16 protein-coding genes are annotated in these 15,067 nt (G+C 62.1%); 6 read left to right on the top strand and 10 right to left on the bottom strand.

From position 1 onward, the window contains the following. Positions 1-48: 48 nt before the first annotated feature. Positions 49-1,197: an alpha-hydroxy acid oxidase gene (locus AC1ECN_RS02230; protein ID WP_018068725.1), complete on the top strand. Its 1,149-nt coding sequence runs from the start codon at positions 49-51 to the stop codon at positions 1,195-1,197. Positions 1,198-1,264: 67 nt separating this feature from the next. On the opposite strand, the gene AC1ECN_RS02225 is transcribed toward AC1ECN_RS02230, so the two are convergent. Genes AC1ECN_RS02225 through bchE form a run of 3 tightly spaced genes read right to left on the bottom strand, consistent with a single transcriptional unit; the run spans position 1,265 to position 4,705 of the window. Then, complete coding sequence (locus AC1ECN_RS02225) at positions 1,265-2,035, bottom strand: isocitrate lyase/PEP mutase family protein (protein WP_027689526.1); 771 nt, start codon at positions 2,033-2,035, stop codon at positions 1,265-1,267. Continuing rightward, the gene (locus AC1ECN_RS02220; protein WP_477952053.1) at positions 2,032-3,120 is read right to left on the bottom strand and encodes a bifunctional transcriptional activator/DNA repair enzyme AdaA; all 1,089 of its coding nucleotides are present in this window, start codon (positions 3,118-3,120) and stop codon (positions 2,032-2,034) included. Before AC1ECN_RS02220 ends, AC1ECN_RS02225 begins: the two co-directional genes overlap by 4 nt. A 55-nt stretch (positions 3,121-3,175) precedes the next feature. Continuing rightward, positions 3,176-4,705: a magnesium-protoporphyrin IX monomethyl ester anaerobic oxidative cyclase gene (gene bchE, locus AC1ECN_RS02215; protein WP_130671846.1), complete on the bottom strand. Its 1,530-nt coding sequence runs from the start codon at positions 4,703-4,705 to the stop codon at positions 3,176-3,178. 189 nt (positions 4,706-4,894) lie between these two features. Between bchE and AC1ECN_RS02210 the strand changes: the two genes are divergently transcribed. Both AC1ECN_RS02210 and AC1ECN_RS02205 read left to right on the top strand, forming a co-directional pair. Further along, positions 4,895-5,602, top strand: a complete 708-nt coding sequence (locus AC1ECN_RS02210) for a pyrimidine 5'-nucleotidase (RefSeq protein WP_018068721.1) — start codon at positions 4,895-4,897, stop codon at positions 5,600-5,602. A 104-nt stretch (positions 5,603-5,706) separates the two neighbouring features. Next, positions 5,707-6,342, top strand: coding sequence for an EF-hand domain-containing protein (locus AC1ECN_RS02205; protein WP_130671845.1), 636 nt, complete (start codon positions 5,707-5,709; stop codon positions 6,340-6,342). Between the two features lie 90 nt (positions 6,343-6,432). On the opposite strand, the gene AC1ECN_RS02200 is transcribed toward AC1ECN_RS02205, so the two are convergent. Then, positions 6,433-7,299, bottom strand: a complete 867-nt coding sequence (locus tag AC1ECN_RS02200; protein ID WP_024323867.1) for an LOG family protein — start codon at positions 7,297-7,299, stop codon at positions 6,433-6,435. Between the two features lie 194 nt (positions 7,300-7,493). On the opposite strand from AC1ECN_RS02200, the gene dapD reads away from it, so the two are divergent. The 3 genes from dapD (at position 7,494) to AC1ECN_RS02185 (ending at position 10,232) form a co-directional block, all read left to right on the top strand. Then, the gene (gene dapD / locus AC1ECN_RS02195; RefSeq protein ID WP_130671844.1) at positions 7,494-8,354 is read left to right on the top strand and encodes a 2,3,4,5-tetrahydropyridine-2,6-dicarboxylate N-succinyltransferase; all 861 of its coding nucleotides are present in this window, start codon (positions 7,494-7,496) and stop codon (positions 8,352-8,354) included. 101 nt (positions 8,355-8,455) lie between these two features. Beyond that, on the top strand, positions 8,456-9,649 hold the full coding sequence (dapE, locus tag AC1ECN_RS02190; RefSeq protein ID WP_130671843.1) for a succinyl-diaminopimelate desuccinylase: 1,194 nt from the start codon (positions 8,456-8,458) through the stop codon (positions 9,647-9,649). Continuing rightward, on the top strand, positions 9,636-10,232 hold the full coding sequence (locus tag AC1ECN_RS02185; RefSeq protein WP_130671842.1) for a hypothetical protein: 597 nt from the start codon (positions 9,636-9,638) through the stop codon (positions 10,230-10,232). Before dapE ends, AC1ECN_RS02185 begins: the two co-directional genes overlap by 14 nt. On the opposite strand, the gene truA is transcribed toward AC1ECN_RS02185, so the two are convergent. From truA to AC1ECN_RS02155, 6 genes are all read right to left on the bottom strand, one after another. After that, complete coding sequence (truA, locus tag AC1ECN_RS02180; protein WP_130671841.1) at positions 10,233-11,057, bottom strand: tRNA pseudouridine(38-40) synthase TruA; 825 nt, start codon at positions 11,055-11,057, stop codon at positions 10,233-10,235. Continuing rightward, on the bottom strand, positions 11,057-11,992 hold the full coding sequence (gene fmt / locus AC1ECN_RS02175; protein WP_130671840.1) for a methionyl-tRNA formyltransferase: 936 nt from the start codon (positions 11,990-11,992) through the stop codon (positions 11,057-11,059). Before fmt ends, truA begins: the two co-directional genes overlap by 1 nt. Positions 11,993-12,012: 20 nt before the next feature. Continuing rightward, on the bottom strand, positions 12,013-12,435 hold the full coding sequence (locus tag AC1ECN_RS02170) for a type II toxin-antitoxin system VapC family toxin (protein ID WP_033179430.1): 423 nt from the start codon (positions 12,433-12,435) through the stop codon (positions 12,013-12,015). Beyond that, positions 12,432-12,716 carry a plasmid stabilization protein gene (locus tag AC1ECN_RS02165; RefSeq protein ID WP_018070090.1) on the bottom strand — a complete coding sequence of 95 codons (285 nt, stop codon included), beginning with the start codon at positions 12,714-12,716 and terminating at the stop codon, positions 12,432-12,434. Before AC1ECN_RS02165 ends, AC1ECN_RS02170 begins: the two co-directional genes overlap by 4 nt. A 64-nt stretch (positions 12,717-12,780) precedes the next feature. Further along, positions 12,781-13,296 carry a peptide deformylase gene (gene def, locus AC1ECN_RS02160; RefSeq protein ID WP_020397424.1) on the bottom strand — a complete coding sequence of 172 codons (516 nt, stop codon included), beginning with the start codon at positions 13,294-13,296 and terminating at the stop codon, positions 12,781-12,783. 97 nt (positions 13,297-13,393) lie between these two features. After that, positions 13,394-14,890: a globin-coupled sensor protein gene (locus AC1ECN_RS02155; protein WP_130671839.1), complete on the bottom strand. Its 1,497-nt coding sequence runs from the start codon at positions 14,888-14,890 to the stop codon at positions 13,394-13,396. Between the last annotated feature and the right edge of the window lie 177 nt (positions 14,891-15,067).

Below are 15,067 nucleotides of genomic sequence, written 5' to 3'. Positions count from 1 at the left end.
ACGAAGGGCGGATCTTCCTCACACGGGAACAGGGTATCGAGGAAACAAATGCGCCTGACAGACTGCTATAATTTTCACGATTTCCGGCGCATGGCCAAACGGCGTCTTCCCGGGCCGATATTCGACTATATCGACGGCGGTGCCGATGACGAGGTGACGTACCGGCGCAATACAGCGGCCTTCGAGGCTTGCGATCTGGTGCCTGACGTTTTGCGCGGTGTGGCCGAGGTCGACATGTCGGTGACCGTCATGGGGCAGAAGCTCGCAATGCCGGTCTATTGCTCGCCGACGGCGTTGCAGCGCCTTTTTCACCACCAGGGAGAGCGGGCGGTCGCGGCGGCGGCAGCAAAACACGGCACGATGTTCGGCGTCTCCTCGCTCGGCACGATCAGCCTGGAGGAAGCGAGACAGATCAGCAACGGGCCGCAGGTCTATCAGTTCTATTTCCACAAGGACCGCGGCCTCAACCGCGAGATGATGGCGCGAGCGAAAAATGCCGGCGTGCAGGCGATGATGCTGACGGTCGACAGCATCACCGGCGGCAACCGCGAGCGCGACAAGCGCACGGGCTTTGCCATTCCCTTCAAGCTCAATCTTGCCGGCATGACCCAGTTCGCGATCAAGCCTTCCTGGGCGATCGACTGGCTGACGCATGAGCGCTTCCGGCTGCCGCAGCTCGAAAACCACGTCAAGATGGACGGCGGCGCGCTGTCGATCAGCCGATACTTCACCGAGATGCTGGACCCCTCGATGTCGTGGGACGACGTGGCGGAGATGGTGCGCGAATGGGGCGGGCCATTCTGCCTTAAGGGCATCATGTCGGTCGAAGACGCCAAGCGCGCGGCCGAGATCGGCTGCAGCGGTATCGTGCTTTCCAATCATGGCGGGCGCCAGCTCGACGGCTCGCGCAGCGCATTCGACCAGCTGGCCGAGATCGTCGACGCCGTGGGCGACCGGATCGACGTGATGATGGATGGCGGTGTGCAGCGGGGAACGCATGTTCTTAAAGCGCTGTCGCTGGGGGCGAAGGCCGTCGGGCTCGGGCGCTACTATCTCTTCCCGCTTGCCGCTGCCGGACAGCCCGGCGTCGAACGGGCGCTGGAGACGATGCGCACCGAGATCGAGCGCGGCATGAAGCTGATGGGCTGCACCTCGGTCAGCCAGCTGACGCGGCGAAATCTGCGCTTCCGTTCCTGAGCGGAACGGGATTTCATTGCGGGCCGCAGCCTTTCGCACCAGATCTGCGGCCCTCGGACTTTCGACGTCAGAGCGGGCTATAAATCGCCGCCGCCTCCTGTTTCAGCTTTTCCATCATCGACCGGTAAGGCCCGGGGCCATAACTGACGCGGCCGACGCCGAGCTTTGCCAGCGTTTTCACATCCGGGGCGCCTGTCCGCATCATGATGTTGACCGGCAGCGGCGAGGCGGCGCAGATCTTCTCGATCAAGGCGGGATCGATCAAGCCAGGCACGAAGAAGCCGCTGCCGCCGGCCGCCGCATAGGCCCGGCCGCGCTCGATCGCCTCGTCCACCAGACCGGCATGTTTGGAAAGATCGCTCTCGGCCAGGAAGAGATCGGTGCGGGCGTTGATGAAGAAGGGGATGCCCTTGCCTTCGGCCATGGCGCGAATGGCGCGGATGCGGGCAGCCTGCCTCTCGGCCGGATAAAGCCCACCACCGCCGACCACCTGATCCTCGAAATTGATGCCGACGGCGCCGACCTCCACCAGCTTGGCGACATTGGCGGCCGCACCCTCAGGCTCGGCCGAATAGGCGCCTTCGAAATCGACCGAAAGCGGCAGGTCGATGACAGCGGTGATGGATTTCGCCGTGTCGACCAGCACCGACATCGGCAGCTTCTCGCCGTCGGCATAACCATGGGCAGCGGCGACCGACCAGCTTCCCGTGGCAAGCGCCTTGGCGCCGGCATCGGCAACCGCCCTCGCCGTGCCGGCATCCCAGATATTGTAGAGAACAACGGGGTTGCCCTTCTGGTGCAGCGTGCCGAACAGCTCGGCCTTTTCAGTCTGGTTCATGCCGTCTCCTCCATGTTAGGTGCTTGGTTAGGTGCTTGTGCTCTGATCTTCTCTTCATGCCGCAGCAGCCATTGCTTGCGCCAGAGCCCGCCGCCATAGCCGGTCAGCGAACCATCCACGCCGAGGATGCGATGGCAGGGCACGATGATGGCGAGCTGGTTGGCGCCGTTGGCGCGGCCGACGGCACGCACCACTTCCGGCCTTTCCATCTCCCTGGCGAGATCGCCATAGGCGYGCGTCTGGCCGGCAGGAATCTCCATGAGTTTTGCCCAGACATGTTTTTCGAAGGGTGTGCCACCAAGGGCCAACGGCGTCCTGAAGACGGTCAGCCGCCCTTCGAAATAATCCCGGATTTCTGCCTCGATCTGGTCGATCGCCGGCGTGCGGCCGATCGCGACCGAGGAGCGGACGCGCTTCTGCAGCGCCTCGAGCTCGGTCGGCAATGCCTTACGGTCGTGGAATTCGAGAAGGCGGAGATGCGTCTTGTCGGCAACCGCTACCATCGGCCCGAGCGGGGTGTCGAACCAGTCGGCAGAGAGCAGTTCGCGGTTCTGCGACAGCGCCGGCGCTTTGCCGACGAGCCGCTGAAAAGCCGTCCGGAAACCACTTGGGGAGTCATATCCCGCCTCGAGCTGCGCATCGATGACGCGCGCGCCATCGGCCAGTTGCCGGGCCGCCTCGCCCAGCCGGATATAGCGGACGATATCGTGGAAGGTCACGCCGAGCCCGCGTTTGAAGGCGCGGCGCACCGTCGAGGGGTCATGGCCCCTGCGCATGAGCTCATCCTCGGTCCAGCGCAGCTGCGGCTCGCGGTCCAGTGCGGCAAGCAGTTCGTCGACGATCGGCTCCCTGCCCGGCTGCTCCAGCGGCCTGCAGCGCTGGCACGGGCGGAAACCGGAATGCATGCAGGCGGCGATCGTGTCGAAAAAGATGGTATTTTCCCGCCTCGGCTTGCGCGCCGGGCAGGTCAGACGGCAGAAGATACCTGTCGTCTTGACGCAGACATAGGCCTGACCCTCATAATCGGCACTGCGCGCGATCAGGGCGTCATAGAGCGTATCATCATCGGGGCGTTCGAAAAGCATGACCGCTTTCTAGCATTCCGTGCCTGCGCCGTCCGCCGAAAATCGGGCGTCTATTTTATTCCGCCGCGTCGAGGCTTTTCACATGCCGTTGCGGGCGCAGCATCGATTCCTCCTCTGCATCCTGCGGCGCGCCCCAGAAATTCTCGAGCGTCGGGCCATCCTTGAGATGGCGGCGGCGGAAGAGAAATTCGAGGATCTCGTGAAACCAGACGCGGCGACCCATCTGGGTATACCAGCGCATGGAGTGGCGCTGCTGGCGATCGCGATGGAAGAGGATGCGCAGCAGCGCCTTCGGCCGCGCCTGGACCGCGACCTCGATGAGCTTGACGCAGGCGACCAGCACGATCGGGGTGAGATACCGCATCTTCAGCACCTGATGCTTGTAGTCCCATTTGCGGATATCGGTTTCGATGACCTGTCGATCGCGGGCAATGCGGAAGAAGGGCGTCCAGCGATGCGGCGTCACATAGAGCGCCTGGATCTGGTCGGGATCATAGGAGAGCAATTGCCGGAAGCCGCGCCAGAGATGGCTCAGCTTCTCCTCCTCGAAACCGACGACCCAAGTCGCCATGGAGAGGATATCGTGTTGGCGCAGAAGTCGGATCGCCTCCCGGTCAGTCGTCTTGGCTCCACCCTTCTTGATCAGCGTCAAGGTTGCCTCGTCGGTGTTTTCCATGCCGATCAACCAGCGCACGACACCCGCTTTGCGGTAGAGGTGCAGGATATCGGCATCGCGGACGATATCATCGGCCCGTGTCGATCCGACAATCTGCACCGGCACGTTCTCGGTGATCATCGCTTCGAGAAAAGCGAGCCAGGCCTTTCGCGAGGAGGTCGGATTCTCGTCGGCGAGATTGATAAGTTCCACACCCTCTTCGCGATAAAGCCTGGCGATCTCGCGGGCAAACAGTTCCGGCGAGCGGTGACGCCAGCGGGTCCAGAAACCGCGCTGGCCACAGTAGTTGCAAAGATGCGGACAGCCGCGCGAAAACTGCATGACGACAGCGCGCTTGCCGCCCCAATAACTGTAGTGGCGATGATCGATCAGCTCCCAGCCGACGCGATAGGCATCGAGATCGGCGATCGCCTGCGCCGGCTGTGTTGCCAGGATTTCGCCATCGCCATCGCGAAAGGCGATGCCGGGAACGGTTGCGAGCGGGCGGCCCGTCGCCAGGGTGCAGGCAAGCCGCCGCATCGTTTCCTCGCCTTCGCCGCGCACGAGGATATCGAATGCCTCGGTCTCGGCCATCGCCTCCCGCCAGTGATAGGTCGGGAAGACACCGCCATAAACAATGCGGATAGCAGCATCGCTGTGCTTGACCGCCTCTGCGATCGCGCGGGCGGTGGGATGGGCCGAGGTCGAGCCGGAATGGCCGATCAGCACCAAATCGGGGCCACTGGCCACCACACGGCTGACAATCTCCGCTATCGTCATCGGTCCGAACTCGGCATCGATGAGACTGACGATATGACCGTCGTCGATCAGCGGGCCGCCGACCGAAAGAAGGCCGAGCGGTGGAAGGTGATCATCGGGAATGCGACTGCCGATCGCCGTATGCGGCGGATTGATCAGAACGATCTTCATGCGACTTTACCCCTTGCGGGTCCCCCTGTCTGACGCAGGCAGAAAGTCACCAGCGATCAATGGCAATATTCAGACAAAATCCTCTTAAAGTTGTGAAAATCTGACGGCATTTTTGCGGAAGCCGATGTCAGGCTGAGCTGGGAGCCAAAAGCCTTTGGTTTCCCACAGCAGCCGTGCCATAAGACCGCCATGACCAAGATCGACCGCACGCCTGATAAAACCGATTTCGAGCACGTCACAGACTGGGTCTTCGACCTCGACAACACGCTCTATCCGCATCATGTCAATCTCTTCGCGCAGATCGACAAGAACATGACCGCCTATGTCGCGGCGCTCTTGCAGATGGAGCGGGAAGAGGCGCGCAAGCTGCAGAAGCAATATTACCTCGACCATGGCACGACGCTGCAGGGCCTGATGATCCATCATGGCATCGACCCGAACGATTTCCTCGAAAAGGCGCATGCGATCGACTACACGGCGCTGACGCCGCAGCCGGAACTTGGCGAGGCGATCAAGGCGCTGCCGGGGCGCAAATTCATCTTCACCAATGGCAGCGTCAAGCATGCCGAAATGACGGCGGAGGCGCTCGGCATCCTCGAGCATTTCGACGACATCTTCGATATCGTCGCCGCCGACTACGTGCCGAAGCCGGCGCAGGCCACCTACGACAAGTTCACGGCGCTGAAGCGCGTCGAAACCACCAAGGCGGCGATGTTCGAGGATCTGCCGCGCAACTTGACGGTGCCGAAGGCGCTCGGCATGCAGACCGTACTGCTCGTGCCGCGCAATCTGGAAGAGACGGTCGTCGAATGGTGGGAAAAGACCAGTGGCGAGGAGGATCATATCGATTTCGTCACCGACGATCTCGCCGCTTTTCTCCGCAAGATTATCGGCTGAAGCATTACGAAGTTTTCATTCAGCTTACCGATGTTTAACTGGGTCTTTCGGGCCTGCTGCCATAGCTTCTTTCGTGAGGGGACACCTTACGAAAGGCAAACACGATGTACCGCAACAAGCTGATACTGGCAGCGCTTTCCTCCACCCTCATCTTCGGCGCAGCCGCCGGGGCAGTTTTTGCCGCACCCGGTGACGGGCCGCGTCAGCACCCCGGCATGCACGGTCCGGGGCCTGCTGCCTTCCGCGAAATCACCTATGTCCGCATGCTGAAGCAGTTCGACACGAACAAGGACGGACAGATCTCCAAGGACGAGGCGACCGCCGGTATCGACAAGATCTTCGCTGCGATCGACACCAACAAGGACGGTTCGCTGACACCGGGCGAAATCCGTGAGTACCGGAAAACGCAGATGCAGCCGATGAGAGATCAGCGCAAGCAGGAAGCCGGCGAAAACAAGGATGCGAACGCCGCACCCACGGCGCCTGAAACCGCCGACAACAATGACCAGGGACGGCCGCCGCGCGACGGCCACGACGGTCGTGACGGACATCGCTGGATGCGCCATGGCGGCAACTTCATGCGCGCCTCGCTGATGATGCAACGGATCGACACAGACCAGAACGGCCAGATCTCCAAACAGGAAGCCGAAGCCGCCTTCGACAAGCTGTTTGCGCGAATGGACCGCAACAAGGACGGCGTCATCTCGATCGACGACATGCCGGACCGGCCGCTTCTGTAAGGCCGGACGAACCGTTCCATTCCTGCTCCGCGGGAAGGAGCGGGAGAATTATGAATGCGCGTCGTTCGGCCGAAGCGCGCGCTTGAGCCCTTACTCGCGGTGTTCGTAGAAATCCTGCACGATCTTCCATGCCGCTTCTGCCGTATCGACGAAGCTGATCAGCTTGACGTCGTCAGGCGCGATCGTGCCGAATTCGGCCAATGCCTCGAAATTGATGATCCTCCTCCAGAACGACTCCCCGAAGAGGATCAGCGGCAGGCGCTCCATGCGGCCGGTCTGGATCAGCGTCAGGCATTCGAAGAATTCGTCAAGCGTGCCGAAGCCACCGGGAAAGACCGCGATCGCCTTGGCGCGCACCATGAAGTGCATCTTGCGGATGGCGAAATAGTGGAAGTTGAAGCTGAGTTCCGGCGTCACATAGGCGTTCGGCGCCTGCTCGTGCGGCAGTACGATGTTGAGGCCGATCGAAGGTGCGCCCTCGTCGGCCGCGCCGCGATTGCCCGCCTCCATCACCCCGGGGCCGCCGCCGGTGACGATGACATATTCGTGGAAATTCAAGGTGGCCGAATATTTCGAGCAGAGCCGGGCGAATTTGCGCGCCTCGTCATAGTAGACGGAGGCCGCCTCCAGGTTGACGCGCTGGATATCGTTGCGGGCTGCCCAGGCGCTCTGGCCGGGGGCGGGAATGCGGGCGCCGCCGAACATGACGACTGTTGATTTGATGCCGCGTTCGGTCAGCATCATCTCCGTCTTCAACAACTCCAGCTGCAGGCGGATCGGCCGCAATTCCTCGCGGCAGAGGAAATCCTCGTCGACATACGCAAGGCGGTAGGCAGGCGATAGCGTCTGCGGCGTCTTCGGCACGGCTTCGGCGCGCTGCCTGTCGGTCGAGCTGCTCTTCAGCGGGTCCCATACGCCATCCTTGCGCCGCGAACCGCCGTTTCGTCCCTTCGCCATGTCGAAATGCCTTTCAGTATTGCCGGCTTCGAAACCGGATATGTCGCTATAACGCCTTGAATCCAGATATGATCTTGTCGGAAAAATCATTCCGTTCTACGGGTTCATACTGTAGAGCAGGATTGACCCCCGCCAACCGCAATTCCGGAGACCCCGCCGTCTCCACGATAAAGATCGAAGTTTAAGGAATTCTCATGAGCGCCACCGACCTCGCATCCCTCGAAAAGATCATCGAAGCCGCCTTCGACAATCGCGACAATGTGAACACGTCGACGAAGGGCGAGGTTCGCGATGCGGTCGAATCAGCGCTCGATTTGCTCGATGCCGGCAAGGTCCGCGTCGCCGAACGCAGCTCCGACGGCGCCTGGACGGTCAATCAGTGGCTGAAGAAGGCTGTGCTCTTGTCCTTCCGCCTCAACGACATGGACGTGGTCGAGGGCGGCTCGGGCAATTCCACCTGGTGGGACAAGGTTCCTTCGAAATTCGAAAACTGGGGCGAGAACCACTTCCGCGCCGCCGGCTTCCGCGCCGTGCCGAACTGCGTCGTGCGCCGCTCGGCTTACATCGCCCCGAACGCCATCCTGATGCCTTCCTTCGTCAATCTCGGCGCCTATGTCGGCGAAGGCACGATGGTCGATACCTGGGCAACAGTCGGCTCCTGCGCGCAGATCGGCAAGCATGTGCATCTCTCCGGCGGCGTCGGCATTGGCGGCGTCTTGGAGCCGATGCAGGCAGGCCCGACGATCATCGAGGACAATTGCTTCATCGGCGCCCGTTCCGAGGTGGTCGAAGGCTGCATCATCCGCGAAGGCTCGGTGCTCGGCATGGGCGTCTTTATCGGCAAGTCGACCAAGATCGTCGACCGCGCCACTGGCGAGGTGACCTACGGCGAAGTGCCGCCCTATTCCGTCGTCGTCGCCGGCTCGATGCCGTCGGGCAATGCGACGATGGGCAACGGCCAGCCGGCGCCGCATCTCTACTGCGCCGTCATCGTCAAGCGCGTCGATGAAAAGACCCGCTCGAAGACCGGCATTAACGAGCTGCTCAGAGATTGATGACACCGGGACGTTGATCCGGTAAACAGACGGCGTCTTTTTACGCGAGGCGGCCCCGCCTTGCCATGTCTTTGCCATTCCCGCCGGATAGTTCGACCGCCATGACCGCTACCGACCCCGTCGCCAATCTTCAGACGCTGATTCGCTGCCCGTCCGTGACGCCCGCCGAAGGCGGCGCGCTGTCGGCGCTGGAGGCAATGCTTGCGCCGCTCGGCTTTACGGTCGACAGAGTGAAGGCGAGCGAAGAGGGAACACCTGACATCGAAAACCTCTATGCCCGCCTCGGCAAAGACGGCCCGCACCTGATGTTTGCCGGCCATACCGATGTCGTGCCGGTCGGCGACGAAGCCGCCTGGACGCATCCGCCCTTTGAGGCCGAGATTTCGAAGGGCGAACTTTTCGGCCGCGGCGCCGTCGACATGAAGGGCGGCATCGCCTGTTTCGTCGCCGCGGTCGCTCGCCATATCGAGAAAAACGGGCAGCCCAAGGGCTCGATTTCCTTCCTGATTACCGGCGACGAAGAAGGTCCGGCGATCAACGGCACGATCAAACTGCTGCAATGGGCAGCCGAACGCGGCGAGCGCTGGGATGCCTGCCTGGTCGGGGAGCCAACCAATCCGGACAGGCTCGGCGACATGATCAAGATCGGGCGACGCGGCTCGCTGTCGGGCAGGATCACCGTGCACGGCGTGCAGGGCCATGCCGCCTATCCGCACCTTGCCGACAATCCGGTGCGCGGCATGCTGCAGCTGACTCAGGCGCTGATGGACCCGCCGTTTGACGGCGGCACCGACGATTTCCAGCCGTCGAACCTCGAAGTGACCACGGTCGATGTCGGCAACCCGGCGACCAATGTCATTCCGGCCAAGGCGTCGGCGAGTTTCAACATCCGCTTCAACGACAGTTGGACCGTCGAAACACTGCGTGCCGAAATCCTGCGCCGTCTTGACGCCGCTGCCCGGGACGGCGCGCTGCGGCCGGGCCGCGACCCGGTGAAATACGATATCGTCTGGGCCGATCGGCCGAGCCATGTTTTCCTGACGCGCAACAATGCGCTGATCGCCTCGCTGTCTTCAGCCGTCGAAAGCATTTCCGGCCAATCGCCGCGGCTTTCGACCACCGGCGGCACATCGGATGCGCGCTTCATCAAGGATTATTGCCCGGTCGTCGAGTTCGGCCTCGTCGGCCAGACGATGCACATGGTCGACGAGCGCGTCGCTGTCGCCGATCTGGAGACGCTGACGGCGATCTACGAAACCTTCATCGCCCGCTGGTTCGCCAATGCCGGGCTTTAGGGAGGTTCAATATTACCTGGCCGGCCTCTGGCTGCTGATCCGGCTGGATCCGCGCGGCTTCCGCTACCTCGACATGTCCGAGCGCGGCGTCAACCGCTCGTTCTGGGCGATGGCCTGGTGCCTGCCGCCGATGGGCATTTCCTGGCTCTGGTGGCGACAGGCCTTCCTGCGCTCGATGCCGCCGGAAGCCGATGTCGACTTTGCCTTCTATTTCAGGCTCGGCCTCGTCGAACTCGCCAACTGGTTTGTGCCGCTGGTCTTTGCCGGGCTGCTGCTGCTTGCTTTTCGCATGGGCGAGCGTTTCGCCCCTGTCGTCGTCAGCATCAACTGGCTCGGCGTGCCGCTCTCCTATATCAACGGGCTGCTGCTGGCGCTGGTGTTCTTCCTGCCCGGCTCCGTCGGCCTCGTCTCGCTGCTGCTGCTCGCCTTCATGCTGGCGCAGGTCTTCGTGCTGGCGCGCATCCTCCGGATGATCTGCCACGGTCACGCGCTGATGGTCGGAGCGCTCACACTGGTGCTGCTCGTGCCATCGATGATCCTTTCGGAATATCTGCAGCACTTCCTCGGCATCTATCCTGCCTGATCAAGCCGACGACAGATCGTCACTTTCATCGGCGCCGTCATCGTTATCGGTGACCGGTCTGCGGCGGTCGATGATGACATCGGGATAATCCACCTGCATGAAATAGAGCCCGTCCGGCGGCGCCACCGGGCCGCAGGCCTTGCGGTCGCGCGCCTGAAGCGCTGCCTCGACATCATCAGGCGTCCACTTGCCTTCGCCGGCGAGCTTCAGCGTGCCGGCGAAGGAACGGATCTGGTTGTGGAGAAAACTCTGCGCCGTGGCGCGGATCTCGATCAGCTCGCCATTGCGCGTCACATCCAGCCGGTCGAGCGTGCGCACCGGGCTATTTGCCTGGCAATGGGCGGCGCGGAAGGTGGAAAAATCGTGCCTGCCGACCAGCCTCTGGGCGGCAGCGTGCATGACCTCGTGGTCGAGCACCTTCGGCACCCACCAGGCCTTGCCGGCTTGAAGCGCCAGCGGCGCCCGGCGGCTGACGATGCGATAGAGGTAATGGCGCCGCAGCGCCGAAAAACGCGCATCGAAAAAATCGGGAGCCGCCTCGACGTCGAGAATGGAGACGCGCTCGCCGGCAAGCCTCAGATGCGCATTCAAGGCATTCTGCAGTTGGTAGGGCGACCACTCCTTCGAAAGATCGGCATGGATCACCTGCCCCATGGCGTGGACGCCGGAATCGGTGCGTCCGGCGCCGCGGACCGACACTGTCTCGCCGGTCAGGGAAAACACTGCGGCTTCGATCGCGCCCTGTACCGAGGGGCCGTTCTCCTGCCGCTGCCAGCCGACATAGGGGCCGCCGTCATATTCGACGGTCATGCGGAAACGCGGCATCAGCTAAGCCTCATGCCCGCCGCAAGCGGCGTGCCCCTGAGGAAATCCGCCGCCATCAGCGGCTTGCCGCCGGCCTTCTGCAGCCTGGTGGGCCGCACCGCGCCCGAGCCGCAGGCGACCACGAGATCATCTGTCAGCAATTGCCCGGCCGCACCCTGCCCTTCAGCCAGTTCGGACGCCAGCACCTTCACCCGCTCCGGCTTGCCGCCGATTTCGAGCTCGAACCAGGCCCCCGGAAACGGCGCCAGGCCGCGGATGTGATTGTGCACGTCCTTGGCATCCCTGGAAAAATCGATGCGCGTCTCGGCCTTGTCGATCTTGGCGGCATAAAGCACGCCGTCTTCCGGCTGCGGCGTCAGCGGCAGGTCGTTCATCTCGAGTTTCACCATGGCCTCCGCCATCGCCTTGGCGCCGACCAACATCAGCCGGTCGTGCAGCTCGCCAGCAGTCATGTCCGGGCCGATCTCGACCTCGCGGGTCAGTGCGACGGCGCCGGTATCCAGACCCTTGTCCATCTTCATCACCATCATGCCGGTCTTTGCGTCGCCAGCCATGATCGCCCGCTGGATGGGGGCCGCGCCACGCCAGCGCGGCAACAGCGAGGCATGGCCATTGTAACAGCCATCCCGGGTGCCGTTCAAAATTGCTTCCGGCAGCAGCAGCCCGTAGGCAACGACGACGCCGACATCGGCATTCAGGCCACGAAACCTCTCGCGTTCCTCCGGGTCCTTGAAATTGACCGGGGTGAAGACCGGCAGGCCAAGCAGTTCGGCCGCCTGATGCACCGGCGATTTCTGCAGATCGAGCCCGCGCCGCCCGCCCGGCCGCGGCGGCTGCGTATAGACCGCAACGATCCTGTGCCCGGCATCGACGAGCAGGCGCAGGGTCGGAACTGAGAACTCCGGGGTTCCCATGAAGATGATGCGAAGAGACATTTTATCTCGCCAATTGAGGATCAACCGTCTTCAAACGGGTTTACGAGCTTGAGATCAAGCCCCTCGAAATCTCGAGTGTTGCGGGTCGCAAGCGTCGCGCCGTTTGCAAGGCAGATGGCGGCAATCATGGCATCCTGGACAGAAATCGGCCGCCCTATGCTTTCGCGTTTCGCCCGCAAGCGACCGGTTGCCATAGCCGTTTCCAAATCCCAGCCGGCGATACGATCGCGAAACTGGCCTTTCACCAAATTCTCGATCGCGCGAAAGAAGCGGTCTGATCCTGTCTTCAAGAAAACCCTTTCGGCTCCGTAAATCTGCTCCATCAAGCCAACCGTGCAAAGCCAGATTCTCGAGCCATCCTGCCGCAATATCCAAGCCTTCACCTTTTCACTCGGCAATGGCTTGGCGAACTCGGAAATCACATTCGTATCGAGAACGATCATTCGAAATCCTCGAACGGCCGGCCGAAATCCTTTTTCCGCGCGGCCTCGATTTCGTCCATGATTGCAGCGAATTCATCGTCAACTGCGTTTTCGCTGACGAAAGCGGCGCGTATTGCTTCATACGCCGACAAAGTCTCGGGCTTTGCTTCGGTTTTTCTTTTCAGCGCGTCCCGCAAAAGCTCCTTGGCCTCGTCGGAAAGGCTGTTTCCGCTCCGCTGCGCCGATTCCGCAATGTCTCGCTTCATTGCTTCGGAAATGTTTCTGATCAGAAAGTCACCCATATGGCGCCTCCACTATGATATCAGTGATATCATAGTGCCTCGCCGGTGAATTTTCAACGTAGCGTCAGAGCGCCTTGGACTTCGCCGCCTTGGTGAATTTCTTGATCACCATCTCCCGCTTCAGCCGCGAGATGTAATCGATGAACAGCACGCCGTTCAGGTGGTCGATCTCGTGCTGCAGGCAGGTGGCGAGTAGTCCGTCGGCTTCCACGGTCTGTTCCTTGCCGTTGCGGTCGAGATATTTGACCGAGACAACGGCCGGGCGCTCGACCTCGGCATAATAATCCGGAATCGAAAGGCAGCCTTCCTCATAGACGGAGCGCTCGTCGGAGGATTTGACGATCTCCGGGTTGATGAAGACCTGCGGCTGTTTTTCCTCGCCCTCGCGCGAAATGTCGATGACGAGCATGCGGCGCGGCACGCCGATCTGGATGGCGGCAAGGCCGATGCCCGGCGCGTCGTACATGGTTTCCAGCATATCGTCGGCAAGACGCTGCAGGTCGGAGTCCACCCGCTCGATCGGCTTGGACAGCTGGCGGAGAACGGGATCGGGAAGAATGATGAGTGGCTTGATGGTCATGGCGTTCCCATAACCCATCTTTTCCGACTATGGAATTATCCGGCAGGCGGGGAATACGCTTTTTTGCATCGCCGCCTGGAATTTCGCCATATTCGCCTCAGGCCGCCCGGCGGGCAGCACTGGCGGAACGGCCCTCCGGCCGGGCCCGGAAGCGCCGCAGCAGCTCGATCAGGCTCTCCACCTCGTCCTTGAGGCGGCGGGTTTCCGCCGATGAGTGCTCGACCATGTCCGAATTCTGCTGGGTGATCACACCCATGTTGCGGACGGCGACGCTGACCTCGTTGACGCCGGTCGCCTGATCGCGGGCGGCGGCGGCGATATCGGCGACGAAACGGTTGATGATATCGATGCGGCTGATCATATCGTTCAGCGCCTCACCGGTGCTGGAGACGATGCCGACGCCCTGATTGACCTGGATCGAACTCTGAGAGATCAGGTTCTTGATCTCCTTGGCCGCTTCCGCGGTGCGCTGGGCGAGCTGGCGGACTTCCTGGGCGACAACGGCAAAACCCTTGCCGGCATCACCGGCGCGCGCCGCCTCGACACCAGCGTTCAGCGCCAGCAGGTTGGTCTGGAAGGCGATCTCGTCGATAACGCCGATGATCTTGGAGATCCCGGTCGAGGATTTCTCGATGCCGGCCATCGCCGAGACAGCGCTGGTGACGAGTTCGCCAGAGTTCTTCGCCTTCTCTTGCGTCTCGCGCACGGCGGCCGAAGCCTTCTCGGCATTGGCGGCCGTCTGGCCGACGCTGACGGACAGCTGCTGCAGGGCGGCCGAGCTCTCCTCGACGCCTGCCGCCTGCTGGGCGGTGCGCAGCGCCAGATCGTTGGTCGCATTGGATATAACGTCGGCGCCGCTCATGATATGGCCCGAGGTCTCGCGTACGGAGGCGAAGGACTGGCTTAGCGCCCTGACGGCGCGGTTGTAATCCTCGGCCATGTGCCTAAAATTGCCCGGTAGGTCGGACGGCAGGGTGGCTTCGAGATCGCCGTTCGACAGCGCTTCCAGACCGCGGCGCAGCTGCTCCAGCGCGATCGCCTGGTCGGATTCGGCCTGGGCGCGCTCTTCTTCCAGGGCGCGACGCTTGGCTTCGAGCGTCTCCAGATAGACCGAGATGGAATAATCCATGTCGAGCATGCCGGCCTTGATGACGGCCGACAGCTTCTCGGCCAATGCCTTGCCCTGCTGGCGCGCAAAGATCGACGGCCACTGCTTCTCCATGATGCCCTTGACGAGCTCGGACATGACGATGGCGTAACCGCCAATATACCAGCGCGGCTCCAGCCCGATGCGGGCGTGGGTGCGGCCGACTGCGGTCACGCCGTTGACATAGCTCTCGTCGAATGCGCCGCCGGCGAGATTGGCCCAATGATCCTGCTGGCGCTTCCTGGCATGGCCGACATGGTTCTTATCGGCGAAGAAGCCGGCGACAGCGGGGGTCTTGGCGATCTTGGCGTAGAATTTATCAAGGGCGCCGCCGATCAGCTCTGATATGACAGGGCGCAGATCCCGCATCGACTTGCGCGCCGCCTCATCCAGTTCGATGAAGTCGAGGCGCTGCCTGAGGGCATTGTCGGTCTGCTGGGCGGTCATGGAGATCTCTGTACTTGGCGCGCGGCGCGGGAAGGAATTTCTGCGCCGCAGGTTTTGGCCAATATGGTTGAGCAATCGTTAAATCGGACGGCGATTTCTTCTCCCCGAGCGCGGAAGAGCGATAGCGTGCGAGGATATTGCGGGTCGTCCATTCCGTTCACGTTTTGATCTATATAT

The organism is Rhizobium sp. 01N447_2, assembly GCF_056399245.1.
Note: the sequence above shows the minus strand (reverse complement) of the source record. Positions and strands in the feature narration are given on the sequence as shown.

Excerpts from the sequence above, each read along its gene's own strand:
- AC1ECN_RS02230 (WP_018068725.1), top strand. The coding sequence starts at position 49 with ATGCGCCTGACAGACTGCTATAATTTTCACGATTTCCGGCGCATGGCC.
- AC1ECN_RS02225 (WP_027689526.1), bottom strand. The coding sequence starts at position 2,035 with ATGAACCAGACTGAAAAGGCCGAGCTGTTCGGCACGCTGCACCAGAAG.
- bchE (WP_130671846.1), bottom strand. The coding sequence starts at position 4,705 with ATGAAGATCGTTCTGATCAATCCGCCGCATACGGCGATCGGCAGTCGC.
- AC1ECN_RS02210 (WP_018068721.1), top strand. The coding sequence starts at position 4,895 with ATGACCAAGATCGACCGCACGCCTGATAAAACCGATTTCGAGCACGTC.
- AC1ECN_RS02205 (WP_130671845.1), top strand. The coding sequence starts at position 5,707 with ATGTACCGCAACAAGCTGATACTGGCAGCGCTTTCCTCCACCCTCATC.
- AC1ECN_RS02200 (WP_024323867.1), bottom strand. The coding sequence starts at position 7,299 with ATGGCGAAGGGACGAAACGGCGGTTCGCGGCGCAAGGATGGCGTATGG.
- dapD (WP_130671844.1), top strand. The coding sequence starts at position 7,494 with ATGAGCGCCACCGACCTCGCATCCCTCGAAAAGATCATCGAAGCCGCC.
- dapE (WP_130671843.1), top strand. The coding sequence starts at position 8,456 with ATGACCGCTACCGACCCCGTCGCCAATCTTCAGACGCTGATTCGCTGC.
- AC1ECN_RS02185 (WP_130671842.1), top strand. The coding sequence starts at position 9,636 with ATGCCGGGCTTTAGGGAGGTTCAATATTACCTGGCCGGCCTCTGGCTG.
- truA (WP_130671841.1), bottom strand. The coding sequence starts at position 11,057 with ATGCCGCGTTTCCGCATGACCGTCGAATATGACGGCGGCCCCTATGTC.
- fmt (WP_130671840.1), bottom strand. The coding sequence starts at position 11,992 with ATGTCTCTTCGCATCATCTTCATGGGAACCCCGGAGTTCTCAGTTCCG.
- AC1ECN_RS02170 (WP_033179430.1), bottom strand. The coding sequence starts at position 12,435 with ATGATCGTTCTCGATACGAATGTGATTTCCGAGTTCGCCAAGCCATTG.
- AC1ECN_RS02165 (WP_018070090.1), bottom strand. The coding sequence starts at position 12,716 with ATGGGTGACTTTCTGATCAGAAACATTTCCGAAGCAATGAAGCGAGAC.
- def (WP_020397424.1), bottom strand. The coding sequence starts at position 13,296 with ATGACCATCAAGCCACTCATCATTCTTCCCGATCCCGTTCTCCGCCAG.
- AC1ECN_RS02155 (WP_130671839.1), bottom strand. The coding sequence starts at position 14,890 with ATGACCGCCCAGCAGACCGACAATGCCCTCAGGCAGCGCCTCGACTTC.